Genomic DNA, 15,370 nt, shown 5'->3' with positions numbered 1-15,370 from the left:
TCCCTTTTCGAGGCAATGAGACTTTTTCGTTGACGTCCTGATCCACCCGTCGGTCCGCGATTCCTCCAGGATTATGAATTCCGGCAATCACGACAAAACGCTGCACTCGTCGATATCGGTTCGAGTGGTGGATCCCCGCACCGGTAGCCTTGAGGGGTGATTGACCTTCGCCTGCTCCGTGAGGACCCCGACCGTGTTCGCGCCTCCCAGCGCGCCCGTGGAGAGGACGTCGCACTCGTCGACGCCCTGCTCTCCGCCGACGAGCTGCGCAGGTCGTCCGGCGTCCGCTTCGACGAACTCCGCTCCGAGCAGAAGTCGCTCGGGAAGCTGATCCCCAAGGCCACCCCCGAGGAGCGCGCCGAGCTCCTCAAGAAGGCCGATCACCTGAAGGCCGAGGTCAAAGCGGCCGACGCCGCGCAGGACGAAGCCGACGCCGAGGCCAAGCGGCTGCTCCTGCTGCTCGGCAACATCGTCCACGAGGACGTACCGGTCGGCGGCGAGGAGGACTTCGTCGTCCTCGAGACTCACGGCACGATCCGTGACTTCGGCGCGGAGGGCTTCGAGCCCAAGGACCACCTGGAGCTCGGCGAGGCGCTGGGCGCCATCGACATGGAGCGCGGCGCCAAGGTGTCCGGATCGCGCTTCTACTACCTGACCGGCATCGGCGCGCTGCTCGAGCTGGCCCTGGTCAACGCGGCGATCACGCAGGCCACCGAAGCCGGCTTCGTCCCCATGCTGACCCCCGCGCTGGTCCGCCCGCGCGCCATGGAGGGTACGGGCTTCCTCGGCCAGGCCGCGGAGAACGTGTACCACCTGGAGAAGGACGACTACTACCTGGTCGGCACGTCGGAGGTCCCCCTCGCGGCGTACCACATGGACGAGATCATCGACGCCGACAAGCTGCCGCTGCGGTACGCCGGCTACTCGCCGTGCTTCCGCCGTGAGGCCGGCACGTACGGCAAGGACACCCGGGGCATCTTCCGCGTCCACCAGTTCGACAAGGTCGAGATGTTCTCGTACGTCGACCCGGCGGATGCCGAGGCCGAGCACCGCAGGCTGCTGGACTGGGAGAAGCAGTGGCTCACCGGCCTAGAGCTGCCGTTCCAGGTGATCGATGTGGCCACCGGTGACCTGGGGGCGTCGGCCTCGCGGAAGTTCGACTGCGAGGCGTGGATCCCGACCCAGGGCAAGTACCGCGAGCTGACCTCCGCGTCGAACTGCGACGGCTTCCAGGCGCGCCGGCTCTCCGTCCGGATGCGTGACGGGAAGAAGGTCCAGCCGCTGGCCACGCTGAACGGCACGCTCTGCGCCGTACCGCGCACGATCGTGGCGATCCTGGAGAACCATCAGCTGCCCGACGGCTCGGTGCGTGTGCCCGAGGTTCTCCGTCCGTATCTGGGCGGGCGCGAGCTTCTGGAGCCGGTCTCCAAGTGACGTTCCCCTACAAGCTCGTCGCGACCGATCTCGACGGCACCCTGCTCCGCGACGACCACACGGTCTCCGGCCGCACCCGGGAGGCGCTGGCCGCGGCCACCGCGGCCGGTGCCGCGCACATCGTCGTCACCGGACGTGCGGTGCCGTGGACCCGGCACATCCTGGACGACCTGGGCTACAAGGGCCTCGCGGTGTGCGGTCAGGGCGCGCAGGTCTACCACGCGGGCGAGCACAAGCTGCTGACCTCCCTCACCCTGGACCGGCAGCTCGCGGGCCTCGCGCTGTCCAAGATCGAGGCGGAGGTCGGTCCGCTGGCCCTGGCGGCGAGCCGTGACGGACTCGAGGGCGAGGTGCTGATCGGGCCCGGTTACCGGGTGCAGGAGGGACCGCTTCCCGCTGTCCACATGGGCGACCCCGCCGAGATGTGGACCGCTCCCCTGAACAAGGTCTACATACAGCACCCCGAACTCGACGACGACGCACTGACGGAGGCCGCCCGGCAGGCCGTCGGCAGTCTGGTGAACGTGGTCATGGCGGGCCCCGGTGTCGTGGAGATCCTGCCCCTGGGACTGAGCAAGGCGACCGGCCTCTCCCTCGCCGCTCGCCGTCTGGGACTCAAGGCGACAGACACGCTGGCGTTCGGTGACATGCCGAACGACATCCCCATGTTCGGCTGGGCTCAGCACGGCGTCGCCATGGCCAACGCACACGACGAGCTGAAGGCGGTGGCGCACGAGATCACCGCTTCGAACGAGCACGACGGCATCGCGGTGGTGCTGGAGGAGCTGCTCCGGACGCCCATGCGCGCGTAGGCGGGGCTGTTCTTCGGGCTCCCGTCTTCGAGCCCCGTCTTCGAGCTCCGGCGGAGGATGCGCGGATCGAACGCGCGCGCAGCGGCCACCCGGGGGTCCTGCCGCGGGCGACCGCGGGCAGCTGATGGTGCTACCGCGGCGCCGGCTGCGGACCGCCCTGTCGGGAACACGACGGACTCGGACTCCTGTTCATCGCCGCGCTCCTCTCCCGGTCCCATGACCGGCACCTCCCCCGCGCCGTCCCCCTCACTGTGCCGGAGACCGGAGTCCAGGGGCCACCCGTTCTCCGGTGGCCCCCGGACGTACGTCAGCCGCTCCTGCGGCGGCCCAGATCCCTCAGCCGGTGCGCGAGGTCGTCCATGCGGGCATCGAGCCGGATGACGTCGTGCGATACGTCGGTGAGCCGGATGCTGACGGCACCGACGACCTGATGCGTGACATCGAGCTTCCGATCCAGGGAGTCGAGCCGCTGCGACCTCCGGCCGAGCACGGGGCCGAGCTCCTGGAGTGCGCTTCCCACGCCGGCGAGGCAGCCCTCGATACGGGTGACGCGCCGGTCGAGCGAGACGTAGGAGGCCCTGAGGTCCTCCTCCGCGTCGAGCAGATGGGTCCGGACACTGCGCGCGATGTCGCTGTCGCGAAGAAGCATGGCGACGTCGAGCACGGTCCTGCGGGTGTACAGCGTGAGCTGCGTGGTCGCCTGTGGATAACTTTCCGCCGCCTCGGCGCCCCATAGGGACACGATGTCCCTATGGAAGATGCGCAGCTCAGCGCCGCGCAGCACCCTGAGACCGTTCTCCTCCACCTCGGCACGATGGCGTTGGGTCAGCTTCTTGACGGCCTCTGTGGATACTTCGAAGTAGCGAGCCACTTCCTCTGTGCGAAGGTGAATTCCATCCGGGAGCATGACAAGGCTCTTGACCTTGTCGAGGACTTCGACGCGCCCCATCTGCTCGCCCCGGAGGGCTGGGGATTCGAGCAGGGCGACTTCCGTGGGCATGGGTGTGTGCCTCTCGTGCGTGGGAACGGCCAGGACAGCCCTGTCCCCGGGCTGCGAGGGCGGAGGCCGCTCACGGCCACTCACTCGATGACCGGCCGGGTGGGCGCTGCCTCACCGCTGCCGGCATTCCCCGCATTCACGAAAGCTCGACGCCACGGATTCCAGTTGCCTCCACGCACCCTGTACAACGAGCCGGCAACCGTACAGTCACGCGACCCGGCCGCCCCGCACGTACGACAACCCCCGCCCGGTGGGCGGGGGTTGCAGGGATGTGCGACAGCCGGTCTCACTCCTCGCCGGCGAGCTTCAGTGCCCGCAGCTTCTGGCCCGCGTACCACGTGGCCGCGACCGTCACGCCAACCAGCAGGACGGTCGCGAGCGGCAGGCCGACGTCCGAGGTGACCAGCCCGTCCCCGGCGACCTTCTCGGCCACCGAGAGGGACCACTGCTGCACGCTGAGGGTCCTGGCACCCGGCACCAGGCTGCCGAACAGCGCCTCCCACACCAGCGCGTACACGAGGCCGAAGACGACCGCATGCCGGCTGACCGTGCCGAGCAGCAGGAACAGCGCGCTGTACGCGATCGAGGCGACCAGCGCCGCGATCGTGTAGGCCACGGCGATCTGTCCACCGTTCCCGTTGAGGATCAGCCCCGCGACCAGTGTGGGCAGCGCCGAGAACAGCATCGTCACCGCGACGGCGACGATCAGCTTGGTGAAGATGATCGTGGGCCGCTTCACCGGCTTGGCCAGCAGATAGACGATCGAGCCGTCGTCGATCTCCGGCCCGATGGCGCCGGTGCCCGCGATGACGCCGATGAGCGGGACCATCGTGGCGATGGCGAAACCGCCCAGCACCCCGGAGGCCACGCCGTCATCGGCTCCGGCGAACGCCCGTACCGCCACGGCGATGGCCACCAGGAGGACCGGCAGGACGAACAGGATGGCGGCCCGGCGCCGGCCGAGCAGGGCCCGGTAGGTGAGCCGGGCGACTGTGGGGTCGTACATGACGCTTCACAGCTCCTTTCAGGCCACTACTCAGGCCGCTACGAGATAGGAGAAGACCGATTCGAGGGACTCGTCGGACGGGGAGACGGTGAGCAGACGGATTCCGCGTTCACGCGCGACCTTCGGCAGCAGCGTCGTGAACCGCCCGAAGTCGACCGCCTGGATGTGCAGGGCCTTCTCCGTCACGTCCACCTCGATGCCCGCCGTCGAGGGATCCGCGATGAGCGCGGCCGCGAGGGCCCGGTCGTCGCTGGAGCGGACGAGATAGCGGTGCGGCCTGTCCGTCATCAGCCGGCGGATCCTGCGGAAGTCTCCGGACGCGGCGTGGCGGCCCGCAACGATCACCTCGATGTGTGAGGCGAGCTGCTCCACCTCCTCCAGGATGTGGGAGGAGAAGAGCACCGTGCGGCCCTCCGCGCCCATCCGCCGCAGAAGCTCCATGAGCTGCATCCGCTGACGCGGGTCCATGCCGTTGAACGGTTCGTCGAGGAGCAGCACCGAGGGGTCGTGGACCAGCGCGGACGCCATCTTCACGCGCTGGCGCATGCCCTTGCTGTACGTGGAGATCTTGCGGTCCTGCGCGTACTCCATCTCGACCGTGGCCAGCGCCTTGTGCGCGGCCGCGTCGCCCAGCCCGTGCAGCTCGGCGTTGGCGACGACGAACTCACGGCCGGTCAGGAAGTCGTACATGCCCTCCCGCTCGGGCACGATCCCGATCGCCCTGTAGACCGTCTCGTTGCGCCAGATCTGTGTGCCGTCCAGCGTCACCTTGCCGGTCGATGGCTCCAGGAAGCCGGCCATCATGTTGATCAGTGTGGACTTCCCGGCTCCGTTGGGGCCGAGCAACCCGGTCACTCCGGGGCCCACCTTCATGCTGACGTCGTTGACGGCGACCACGTTGCCGAACCAGCGGGAGGTGTGGTCGATCTCGATGGTGGTCACAGCCCGACCCTCCGGTAGCGGCGCATCAGTACGGCGTACGAGCCGGCGACGAGCGCGAGAACAACGATCAGATAGACCACACCGGCGGCGGCCCCGGGCCCGTCCCCGCCGGGGAAGGCGGAGGAGGCACCGAGGAAGGCGGTCTGCACCCCGTCGATCAGCGTGATGGGCGAGAACAGCCCCAGCCAGGTGACGGCACCGGCCGAGCCCGTCTCCCAGGCGATCGCCTGGACCGTGGACACCGCACCGTAGGTGATGGTGAGTACGGCGATCACGGCGGCGACCCCGAAGCCCCGGCGCGGTGTCAGCGCGGCGACCACCAGGCCGAGACCGGCGAACAGTACGGAGAGCAGCGCCACCGAGACCATCCCCTGCCCGAAGCCCTTGGTCTGGTCGGCCAGGTCGAACTCGGCCAGCAACGCGCCCCCGTAGAGGATGACGAGGGGGAGTCCGGTGAGGATGAGCAGGGCGGACGCCATGGCGGCGAACTTGGCGAGTACGTAGTCGACGCGCTCGATCGGCCGCGAGAAGTACAGCGGCACGCTCTTGAAGCGGAGGTCCCTCGACACGGACTGGGGCGCCTGGGAGGCGATGAAGAGTCCGATCACAGCCTGCAGGTAGATCGCGAAGTCCGTGTAGGCGATGGGGAGTTTCGTCATGCCGGGCGTGGCGATGGCGACCGCGACGAGGATCAGCGCCACCAGGCACATCACCCCGCACAGAAGCATCGGCAGCACCTTGGACTTCGCGGACCTGCCCAGCCCGAACGAGCCCCGCAGGGACTGCGAGTACAGCGACCGGCGGGCGTAGGCCCGGCCCAGGCGTGCTCCCTCGTAGGAGCGGTACCCGATGTTGTGGATCCGGGAGGTGTCGCTCCCGGCCGCGGTCCTTGCCTCAGTGCTCATCGCGGCCGCTCCCCTTCTGCTGTTCCTGCTGCCCGGCACCCGCTGTCGCGGCCGCGGCCGCCCGCGGTGCCTCTTCGGTGCGGAAGACCTCGGCGATGTGGTGGCGCCGCTGTTCCATCCGGATCAGACCCAGCCCGAGACGGGCGACACTGTCGCGGACCACGTCGTACGTGTCCTCGCCCGTCGCCTCCACCAGGAGGATGTGGCCTGCGCCCGGCAGCCCCTCGGCGTCGAGGCCGTCATGGCCGATGAGCTTGATCCCGGCATCGGTGAGGGCCCGGCGCAGAGCGTCCGTGCCGTCCGGGTGGGTGTCGCTGTCGGTGACTTCGACCGCCAGTGTCGTGGTGGTACGGGTGAAGTCGCTGGTGGAGCTGGAACGCAGCAACGCGCCGCCGTCGATGACGACGACGTGGTCGCAGGTCCGTTCGAGCTCTCCGAGGAGGTGCGAGGTGACCAGCACCGAGATGCCGAAGTCGGTGTGGACACGGCGGATCAGACCGAGCATCTCGTCCCGGCCGACGGGGTCCAGGCCGTTCGTCGGCTCGTCGAGAAGGACCAGCTTCGGGTCGTGGACCAGGGCCTGGGCCAGTTTGACCCGCTGCTTCATCCCGGTCGAGTAGCCGCCGATGGGGCGGTAGCGCTCCTCGTAGAGGCCCACGTGGCGCAGGGTGTCCGCGGTGCGCTCGCGTGCCGCGGTGGGCGGCAGCCCGGACATCCGCGCCATGTGGACCACGAACTCGGTCGCGGACACGTCGGGAGGCAGGCAGTCGTGCTCCGGCATGTACCCGACCCGCTCCCGGATGGCGGCGCCCTCGGTGGCGACGTCGAGCCCGAGCACCGCGGCCCGGCCTTCGGTGGCGGGGGACAGACCCAGCAGGATCTTGATCAGTGTGGACTTGCCGGCCCCGTTGGAACCCACCAGGCCGGTTACGCCCGGTCCGATGTCCAAGGAGAGCCGGTCAAGCGCGGTCACCCTCGGGAACCGCTTGCTCAGGCTTTCGGTTGCGATCACAGTCACGTGTTCGAAGGTAGTGGCCCGCGCCACAGGAGTCGTCAGACCAGACGGCTGTATCCGCGTCCGCCTCCAGGCGTACACACCCGTAGGGGGACCCACGGGGGAGGATCCCCTACGGCCCGGGCCTTCGCCGGGCGCGCGCAGCCGGCAGTGGCCCGACCACGGAGCAGGCGCGGGGTCCGCCGTACGTGCCCGGCACCGGCCTGTCCGTGCCGGCCCCGCTCGTCCACGTGGGGTTGTCCACAGGTTCGGGGCATCCCTTGACGCGGCAGTACGCCGGTTGCCACATTCAGCGAAGTCACGTTACGGATGCGTACCGCGACGTCGGCACCGGACGAGGAGGTGGCGTGGACCTGCGAGACGCACGTGAGCGATGGGTGCGTACGGGTGGCATCGAGCTGTGTGTCGCCGAGGCGGGCGATCCGGCGCGGCCGACGATCGTGCTGGTGCACGGCTACCCGGACAGCAAGGAGGTCTGGACCGAGGTCGCGGCGCGACTGGCCGAGCGGTGGCATGTGGTGCTCTACGACGTGCGGGGGCACGGCAGGTCCACGGCCCCCGTGCCGCTGCGCGGTGGCTTCACGCTGGAGAAGCTCACCGATGACTTCCTGGCCGTCGCGGACGCCGTCAGCCCGGACCGGCCGGTCCATGTGGTCGGCCATGACTGGGGGTCGGTGCAGGCCTGGGAGTTCGCGACCGTGGAGCGGACCGAAGGACGCATCGCCTCGTTCACGTCGATGTCCGGCCCGTCCCTCGACCACTTCGGGCACTGGATCAGACGGAGGCTGTCGCACCCGAGCCCGCGCCGGGTGGGGCAGTTGCTCGGCCAGGGCGCCAAGTCCTGGTACGTGTACGCACTGCACACGCCGGTTCTTCCCGAGATGGCCTGGCGCGGCGCGCTGGGCCGGCAGTGGCCGCGGATCCTGCGGCGAATGGAGAAGGTGCCCTCCGACGGGTATCCGACGGCGTCGCTCCCGCAGGACGCGGCGCACGGGGCCTGGCTCTACCGTGACAACGTCCGGTCCCGTCTGCGCCGGCCACGCCCGGACGCGTACGCGCATGTACCGGTACAGCTCATCACCCCTACCGGTGACGCCTTCCTCTCACCATCGCTCTACGACGAACTGGACTCCTGGGTACCCCGGCTGGTGCGCCGCGCCCTGCCCGCGAAGCACTGGGTGCCGCGTACCAGGCCGGACCAGCTGTCCGCCTGGATCGGCGATTTCGCCGACGGCGTCGAATCCGGGGACCACGACGCTCCGGCCGGCCCCGAAGCTCCGGTCGCGGCACCCGGAGGCGCCCGTGCGAACCGGTTCGGTGGTCGGCTGGTGCTCGTGACGGGCGCGGCTGCGGGCATCGGACGCGCCACAGCACTGTCGTTCGCCGAGGCGGGTGCGCGTGTGGTGGCCGTGGACCGGGACGCGGAGGGTGTTGCGCGGACGGCGGAGACGGCGCGCTTGCTCGGCGCCCCCGCCGCGTGGGGCGAAGCCGTGGACGTCGGGGACGAGCAGGCGATGGAGGAGCTCGCCGAAAGGATCGCCGCCGAGGCAGGCGTCGTGGACGTCCTGGTGAACAACGCCGGCGTCGGAATGGCGGGCGCCTTCCTCGAGACGACGAGCGAGGACTGGCGGAAGGTGCTCGACGTGAACCTGTGGGGAGTCATCCACGGCTGCCGGATCTTCGGCGGTCGGATGGCTGCCCGGGGGCAGGGAGGCCACATCGTCAACGTCGCTTCGGCAGCCGCCTACCAGCCGTCTCGCGCCCTGCCCGCCTACAGCACGTCCAAAGCGGCGGTGCTGATGCTCAGCGAATGCCTGAGGGCGGAACTCGCCGAACGGTCGATCGGGGTCAGTGCGGTGTGTCCCGGTCTCGTCAACACCGGCATCACCGGAACCGCGCACTTCGCCGGAACCGACGAGGCGGAGGAACAGCGCCTCCGAAAGCGCACGGCCCGGCTGTACTCCCTCCGCAACTACCCGGCGGAGAAGGTCGCGCGGGCGATCCTCGATGCCGTGGTGCACAACCGGGCCGTGGTGCCGGTGACGCCCGAAGCTCACGGCGCACGGCTGTTGTCACGGATCAGTCCTCGCCTACTGCGTGGTGTCGCACGGATGAAGCCGCCCTTGTGAGGGTTTTCGCGGGTTCGAGCCCGGAACAAGGCAACAACGCCGTACGCTGCCGCCCCATGATGTCCTCTTCCGGCGACTCCTCCTCGTCACCCGGTTGTCGCCCGCGACCGTTCCGGCACGCATGTGCCGACCGGCACAGCGCAAGGAAAGCACCATCCAGCAGCAAAATGAGGCAAGTTGGATAACTTGCTTTATTGGCACGGGTGTTGTCCACAGAGACGCCACGTTCCCTGTGGAAAAAGCAAGGTGGCTGTGGATCAAACCTGTCACGTCGATGAATGCCGCGAACAACGGATGAAATCGGGGTGCGCCGGAAGAAGTGACGCGGGCACTCTGACGGGATGGACGAACGACGCACCGTGAAGGTCTCCACGTTCTTGTCGAAGCATCTGCGACATGAGCCCGGCCGGATCGGCATCACCCTTGACGCCCACGGCTGGGTGGCCGTGGACGAGCTGCTGGAAGCCTGTGCCCGGCACGGCTTCGCCCTCACCCGGGACGAACTCGCCCATGTGGTCGCGACCAGCGACAAGCAGCGCTTCGCCGTGGACGGTGAGCGCGTCCGGGCGAATCAGGGCCACTCCGTCCCCGTCGAACTCGGCCTTCCCCCGGCCGAACCACCCGCGTACCTCTACCACGGCACTGTGGCACGCGTGCTCGACGCCATCCACGCCGAAGGTCTCCGGCCCGTGAACCGCCATCACGTCCATCTGTCACCCGACCGCGAAACAGCGGTCCGCGTCGGTTCCCGGCGTGGCACCCCGGCCGTCCTCACCGTGGACGCGGGAGCCATGCACCGGGCAGGCCACCTGTTCCTTGTGAGCGCCAACGGGGTGTGGCTCACAGCCTCCGTACCACCGGCCTTTCTGCGCTTGCGCGCATGACCCGTTCCGGGAGGTCGGCGCTCCATGCCTCCGAGGCCCGTACGCAGGTCGTCGAGGTACATGACGGGCGTCAGGACGATCTTGGAACCCGCGCGGAACAGAGGCTCCATGAGCGGTGGCATCTGGGCGGACTCCTTCATGTCGGAGACCATCAAGCAGGGGCGCCGGCCGTTCTGGATGGTGAAGTACGCCACCTCGGGCTCGAGCTGCTCGACGACCTCCTCCACCATCTTGGACATGGTTGCGTCGGACACCGAACGGTTCGAGACCTCGGTGTCCATCCGTGCCGTGAGCGGCATGCGCATGACGACTCATTCCTTCCGGCAAACCGCACCCGGCGCCGTGCGCACATGCGGGAAGTCACCCACGCGGGAAGTGCCGACCCGGTTTTTCTCCGGTTTCCCCGGCTTTTTCCAGCGTCGTCCCGGCCGTGCGTCCCGGCAACCACTGTCGCCCTCCCGGCAGCGTTCCCCCCGTGCGTCTCCCCGCCGTGAGTGCCACCAGGCCCGTTCGCGTGGTCGCTCCCAGGGAAGACGAACACCATGGGAAAGATCCGGATCGGCACGTGTTCATGGACGGACAAGGCGCTGGTGTCCAGTGGCTGGTACCCGGCGGGCCGACGCGATGCCGAGGGCAGGCTGCGGCACTACGCGGGCCAGTTCTCGGTGGTGGAAGTGGATGCGACGTACTACGGCCTGCCCAGCGTTCGCAACAGCCTCCTGTGGGCCGATCGCACCCCTGAGGACTTCCGCTTCGACGTGAAGGCGTTCTCCCTGCTCACCGGACACCCGACTCGTCCGAGCGCGATGCCGGCCGATCTGCGCCCGGCTCTCGCCCGCCATCGGGACCGGGCGGAAGCCGATCCAGGCCTGCTGGACGAGGTATGGACACGGTTCGGCGCGGCGCTCGAACCACTGCGCGGTGCCGGCCGGCTGGGAACAGTGCTGTTCCAGTTCCCGCGGCAGCTCGCACCGGGGAGGCCGGCGGCGGCTTTCCTGCGCCGGTGCCGTGAGCGGGCCGCGGGGTGGCCGATGGCCGTGGAGTTCCGGCACCCCGACTGGTGGCGTGAGGACCACATCGCCGCGACGACCGCGCTCCTGACCGAACTGGACGCCGCTGCGGTGGCCGTGGACATGGTGCAGACGCTCCCCGTCTCCGTGCCTCCGGTCGCCCCGGTCACCTCACCGCAGTTCGCGGTGGTGCGTTTCCACGGACGTAACAGCGCCTGGGGAACCGGCACCAAGGAGGAGAGGTTCCGCCACTCCTACACACGCGAGGAACTGTCCGAGTGGACCCCGCGCATCCGGGCGATGGCCGAACAGGCGCGAGAGGTCCATGTCCTGTTCAACAACTGCTGTGCCGACGCGTCCGTCCGCGCCGCGCAGTCCATGCGTCACCTGCTGGCCCCTCCGGAGCAAGCCATGGCGGAGGCCGAGGACGGACAGGGATGACGCGGACAGGGACAGCGGAAGGCCCCGCGTATCGTCGGGGTCATGCGTCTGAGCACGGTGATCCTCCCCATCCACCGATGGGCCGAAGGACAGAAGACCTGGCGGCGGGCCGAGGACCTCGGCTTCCACGCCGCGTACACCTACGACCACCTTTCATGGCGGTCCTTCCGGGACGGGCCGTGGTTCGGTGCCCTGCCCACCCTCACAGCCGCCGCCACGGCGACCGACCGCCTCCGGCTGGGCACCCTCGTGACGTCGGTCAAGCCTCGTTCACCCGTCACACGCTGACCGGCGGAAACACGGCAAGGGCTCAGGGAAAAGCGACCTGGGTGCTCAGATCGGCTCGACGGCGATGCGAGGAAGGCACAGCCGACGCAGGTCGTCCGTGTCGCTCGTGATGACGGTGACGTCGCCGTGCTCCATGTGAGCCGTGGCGGCGAGCATCGCGTCGATGGCGTACTTGTGACCGTGCAGGCTTTCCGCGGCAAGCAGTCTGCTCGCCGCACGTGCGATCTCCTCCGTGACCGGGCGCACCTTGGCCAGGGAGACGGCATGGTCGAACGCCGCCTGCGGCACCTTCGGATCACGTGCCTCCACCAGCGTGGCGGCGCTCGTCACGACGAGCAGGTCCAGTGTGCGGGCGACGTCCAGCCATACGGTCATGTCACGGTGGCGACGGGAGAGCTTGGAGAGAGCCTCGCTGTCGAGAACGAGGGTCCCGCTCATGCGGCGTCCGCCGGAGCGGACCCACTGCGGCGGGCGGCGTGGTGGGCGCGGATGCGCTCGGCCTTGTCCGACACCTCGGCAGGATCGACAGGGCCGTGCTCCGCTTCAGCGGCGGCGATGTACTCGTCGATGGCCTCACGCTGGAGCTGCCGCTGTACGGCCTCCTCGATATAGGAGGAGACGCCTTGTTTGCCGGCGCGTGCGCGGATCGCCTCCAGGGTCTCGGCGCGCAGGGAGACGCTGGTGACTCGGGTCTTGCCGGAGCGGGGCGTGTCCATAGGTGAAGTGTATTACATGTCCTGTTAACTCGCTGGCGCTCCGCGATGACTAGTGGCGGCCAGCGGCGAGCCTGCTGAGGCGGTCGCCGATGACGGAGACGCCCGGACGGGGCTCGCGCTCGTAGTACCAGGGCTTGCGCCGGCGGAGCAGCGCCTCACCGTGCTCGCTCCAGATGAATCCGGGTTTCCGCAACAGCTTCCGGAACACCTCGTCAGCCGTCTCCGGGTGAGCGGCGGCCAGCCGGCGGATCGGCAGTGGCGTGATCGACTCCTCGCGCAGGTACGTGCGCAGCAGATCCTGGTGCCGCCTGCGGCCCGGGAGGGCGGGATCCGCGAAGAGGTCCCGCAGCATCCCGTAGTCGGCGTAGAAGTTGAGCCCGTCGACCTGGTCGTAGATGACGCCGACGGTGTCCGAACCCGCCAGTTCTGACAGCGGCTCGAAGGAGGGCACGTCCGGGCCGGGGAGCCGCCCGGCTCGGGCACGGCCGGGCTGTGCGGCGACGGCGGCCTGTCGGCGGTGGCGGTAGAAGGCGTTGACGAGGTCCTCGGCCTCGGCCGGCGGAAGGACCACTTCGTCGCCACCGCAGAACTCGACGAACGCGGCCCGGTCCTCCCTCATCAGCTGCCACCCCTGCTCGAGCTTCTCGGCGTTGCGGAAGACCAGTTCGGGGTGGTGTGCGGCCAGTCGCAGGGCTGCTTGGGCGATCTCGGCGGCGCTGGACCTGGGGTAGCCGGTCATCGCCCCGGACACCAACCACGCCCCGCCGGCCGAGTGGACGGGCACCAGGCAGGTATGGAGGAATCCCCCCTTGGATACTCCGCGGAACGCCGCCCGCCCGACGTTCGAGTACGTGCGGTACTCAAGGTCGTCGACAAGGTTCAGCAGGACAACGGCATCGCCGTCCTTGCGCCGGATCTCGAAGACGCCCTCGACCGGGTCACGCCAGCCGAGCAGCATCTCCCGATCGGCCTCGGTCAAGTCCTTCCGGCCGGCGATGAACCGGTCCATCACGGTCGAACCGTCCGGCAGGCGGTACCGCAGGATGAAGTGGTCGGTGATCCGGATCGCCTCGCCCTCGTCCAACTGCCGTTCAGGCCCAGCGGCCTCCAGCAGGAGGTGTGTCAACCACCGGTCGAAGCGGGCACTCTGCGCGAAGGCGACCAGCCGCCCCTTCAATTCGGCGCTGCGCTCGATGAGATCAGCCAATGACGGTCCATGGGCACCCTGATGTGCGCCCTGTGCGGCCTCAGCCACGTTCAGCCCTTTCGTACGAGCCAGTTCCGCGTGAAGTGAGAGTGCCCGGCCTCAACCGGCCCAGTGACGGTACGCCTCGATCCACTCCGCACCTTCGGGCGCCGGGCTGGGCAACGGCAGATCCAGAATCCCGATCGACTGCCGGACGTGACCGCGAGAGCACAAGGCGACGATCCGTCCGTCGGACGTGAGGTCGACGCCGCGCACCGTCACCTCGGCGCCGAGAACTGTAGTGGTGAAGGGTAGGGCGAGGGTCTCCTCAAGCATGGTGAACAGCCCCGTCCGCTGCTCGTCCTCGCCGTAGGCGTCCACCGTCGCCTCGTCGATCATGGCCTCAAGCTCGGCCCTGTCCAGCGTGCCCATGACGCCACGGTAGCGGCCCGCATCGCAACGTCGGCGTAGCTGCCCGAATCTGCTCCGTCGGCATATCCGTGACAGCGGGATGCCCGCGTATCGTCGAGGTCATGCGTCTGAGCACGGTAATCCTCCCCATCCACCGATGGGCCGAAGGACAGAAGACCTGGCGGCGGGCCGAGGACCTCGGCTTCCACGCCGCGTACACCTACGACCACCTTTCATGGCGGTCCTTCCGGGACGGGCCGTGGTTCGGTGCCCTGCCCACCCTCACAGCCGCCGCCACGGCGACCGACCGCCTCCGGCTGGGCACCCTCGTGACGTCACCCAACTTCAGGCACCCGGTGACGCTCGCCAAGGACCTCATCACCCTGGACGACGTCTCCGGCGGGCGGATCACCCTCGGCATCGGCGCCGGCGGCAACGGCTTCGACGCCACGGCACTGCGTGGGAGCGACGAGGAACCGTGGACACCACGCGAGCGCGCCGACCACTTCGACGAGTTCGTGCCCCTGCTCGACCGGCTCCTCCGGGAGCCCTCCGTGACGCAGGAAGGCCGGTTCTACGCAGCGAACGAGGTCCGGAACATCCCTGGCTGTGTCCAGCGTCCCCGGTTGCCGTTCGCGGTCGCCGCCACCGGGCCGCGTGGCCTGAAGCTCGCAGCACGGTACGGCGAGGCATGGGTGACCACGGGTGACCCGAAGCTGTACGAGGCAGGCACCCCTGAGCAGTCCGTGGAAGCCGTCCGCGGCCAGATCAACCGGCTCGGTGCGGCGTGCGAGGAAGCCGGCCGGGACGTGTTCGCGCTGGACAAGATCCTGCTCACCGGTTTCGCTCCGGGCCGTCCGCTGCAGTCCTTCGACGCGTTCGTGGACTTCGCGGGGACGCACTTCGACCTCGGATTCACCGAGATCGTCGTTCACTGGCCGGTACCGGACTCCGGCTTCGCCCTGGACACCGAGCTGTTCGAACGGATCGCCACCGAGGCCCTGGCCCAGTTCGTCTGAACCACTCGCCTTCCGGGGCGGGAGGAGTTCCGGGGACGGCCCGGGCCCGACGGCCGCCGTCTCCACCGCGGGGCGGCACTCCGAGGGCCGTCGGCATATGCCCGTGTCAGGTTCCGCAGCTCAAGGACTCGCTCTCTCAGATGTGCGCCCCTCTGCACGCCCGTGCGACTCC

Annotated in this window: 15 protein-coding genes and 1 pseudogene; 7 read left to right on the top strand and 9 right to left on the bottom strand. The window is 69.1% G+C overall.

What is annotated here, in order from left to right; genetic code table 11:
• The first annotated feature begins 156 nt into the window (after positions 1-156).
• Both serS and ACF1FZ_RS16635 read left to right on the top strand, forming a co-directional pair.
• Positions 157-1,434, top strand: a complete 1,278-nt coding sequence (gene serS / locus ACF1FZ_RS16640) for a serine--tRNA ligase (RefSeq protein WP_391774105.1) — start codon at positions 157-159, stop codon at positions 1,432-1,434.
• Positions 1,431-2,246, top strand: coding sequence for an HAD family hydrolase (locus tag ACF1FZ_RS16635; protein WP_391774104.1), 816 nt, complete (start codon positions 1,431-1,433; stop codon positions 2,244-2,246). The genes serS and ACF1FZ_RS16635 overlap by 4 nt, the downstream gene beginning before the upstream one ends.
• Before the next feature lie 307 nt (positions 2,247-2,553).
• Here the strand turns inward: ACF1FZ_RS16635 and ACF1FZ_RS16630 are convergent, their stop codons facing one another.
• The 5 genes from ACF1FZ_RS16630 to ACF1FZ_RS16610 form a co-directional block, all read right to left on the bottom strand.
• Positions 2,554-3,246, bottom strand: coding sequence for a hypothetical protein (locus tag ACF1FZ_RS16630; RefSeq protein ID WP_391774103.1), 693 nt, complete (start codon positions 3,244-3,246; stop codon positions 2,554-2,556).
• Between the two features lie 286 nt (positions 3,247-3,532).
• The gene (locus tag ACF1FZ_RS16625; RefSeq protein ID WP_391774102.1) at positions 3,533-4,252 is read right to left on the bottom strand and encodes an ABC transporter permease; all 720 of its coding nucleotides are present in this window, start codon (positions 4,250-4,252) and stop codon (positions 3,533-3,535) included.
• A gap of 30 nt (positions 4,253-4,282) precedes the next feature.
• On the bottom strand, positions 4,283-5,194 hold the full coding sequence (locus ACF1FZ_RS16620) for an ABC transporter ATP-binding protein (protein ID WP_391774101.1): 912 nt from the start codon (positions 5,192-5,194) through the stop codon (positions 4,283-4,285).
• On the bottom strand, positions 5,191-6,099 hold the full coding sequence (locus tag ACF1FZ_RS16615) for an ABC transporter permease (RefSeq protein ID WP_391774100.1): 909 nt from the start codon (positions 6,097-6,099) through the stop codon (positions 5,191-5,193). Before ACF1FZ_RS16615 ends, ACF1FZ_RS16620 begins: the two co-directional genes overlap by 4 nt.
• Positions 6,089-7,111 carry an ABC transporter ATP-binding protein gene (locus ACF1FZ_RS16610; RefSeq protein WP_391774250.1) on the bottom strand — a complete coding sequence of 341 codons (1,023 nt, stop codon included), beginning with the start codon at positions 7,109-7,111 and terminating at the stop codon, positions 6,089-6,091. Before ACF1FZ_RS16610 ends, ACF1FZ_RS16615 begins: the two co-directional genes overlap by 11 nt.
• A gap of 350 nt (positions 7,112-7,461) precedes the next feature.
• On the opposite strand from ACF1FZ_RS16610, the gene ACF1FZ_RS16605 reads away from it, so the two are divergent.
• The 4 genes and pseudogenes from ACF1FZ_RS16605 to ACF1FZ_RS16590 form a co-directional block, all read left to right on the top strand.
• Positions 7,462-9,243: an SDR family oxidoreductase gene (locus ACF1FZ_RS16605; protein ID WP_391774099.1), complete on the top strand. Its 1,782-nt coding sequence runs from the start codon at positions 7,462-7,464 to the stop codon at positions 9,241-9,243.
• 341 nt (positions 9,244-9,584) lie between these two features.
• Entirely contained in the window at positions 9,585-10,127 is a 543-nt protein-coding gene (locus tag ACF1FZ_RS16600) for an RNA 2'-phosphotransferase (protein WP_391774098.1), read from the top strand.
• 542 nt (positions 10,128-10,669) lie between these two features.
• A complete protein-coding gene (locus ACF1FZ_RS16595; protein WP_391774097.1) occupies positions 10,670-11,578 on the top strand; it encodes a DUF72 domain-containing protein in 909 nt (302 codons plus the stop codon).
• 42 nt (positions 11,579-11,620) lie between these two features.
• Positions 11,621-11,860: pseudogene (locus ACF1FZ_RS16590) on the top strand (LLM class flavin-dependent oxidoreductase); the annotation flags it as partial.
• 51 nt (positions 11,861-11,911) lie between these two features.
• Here the strand turns inward: ACF1FZ_RS16590 and ACF1FZ_RS16585 are convergent.
• The 4 genes from ACF1FZ_RS16585 to ACF1FZ_RS16570 all read right to left on the bottom strand — a co-directional run bounded on the left by ACF1FZ_RS16585 (position 11,912) and on the right by ACF1FZ_RS16570 (position 14,200).
• A complete protein-coding gene (locus tag ACF1FZ_RS16585) occupies positions 11,912-12,304 on the bottom strand; it encodes a DNA-binding protein (protein ID WP_391774096.1) in 393 nt (130 codons plus the stop codon).
• Positions 12,301-12,582, bottom strand: a complete 282-nt coding sequence (locus tag ACF1FZ_RS16580; RefSeq protein WP_391774095.1) for a hypothetical protein — start codon at positions 12,580-12,582, stop codon at positions 12,301-12,303. Before ACF1FZ_RS16580 ends, ACF1FZ_RS16585 begins: the two co-directional genes overlap by 4 nt.
• 49 nt (positions 12,583-12,631) lie before the next feature.
• A complete protein-coding gene (locus ACF1FZ_RS16575) occupies positions 12,632-13,789 on the bottom strand; it encodes a hypothetical protein (RefSeq protein ID WP_391774094.1) in 1,158 nt (385 codons plus the stop codon).
• A gap of 99 nt (positions 13,790-13,888) precedes the next feature.
• The gene (locus tag ACF1FZ_RS16570) at positions 13,889-14,200 is read right to left on the bottom strand and encodes a hypothetical protein (RefSeq protein WP_391774093.1); all 312 of its coding nucleotides are present in this window, start codon (positions 14,198-14,200) and stop codon (positions 13,889-13,891) included.
• Between the two features lie 101 nt (positions 14,201-14,301).
• Here ACF1FZ_RS16570 and ACF1FZ_RS16565 point away from each other — a divergent pair, with 101 nt between their 5' ends.
• Complete coding sequence (locus ACF1FZ_RS16565) at positions 14,302-15,198, top strand: LLM class flavin-dependent oxidoreductase (protein WP_391774092.1); 897 nt, start codon at positions 14,302-14,304, stop codon at positions 15,196-15,198.
• The last annotated feature ends 172 nt before the right edge of the window (positions 15,199-15,370 follow it).

This window comes from Streptomyces sp. NPDC014623 (assembly GCF_043088245.1).
GTDB lineage: Bacteria > Actinomycetota > Actinomycetes > Streptomycetales > Streptomycetaceae > Streptomyces.
Note: the sequence above shows the minus strand (reverse complement) of the source record. Positions and strands in the feature narration are given on the sequence as shown.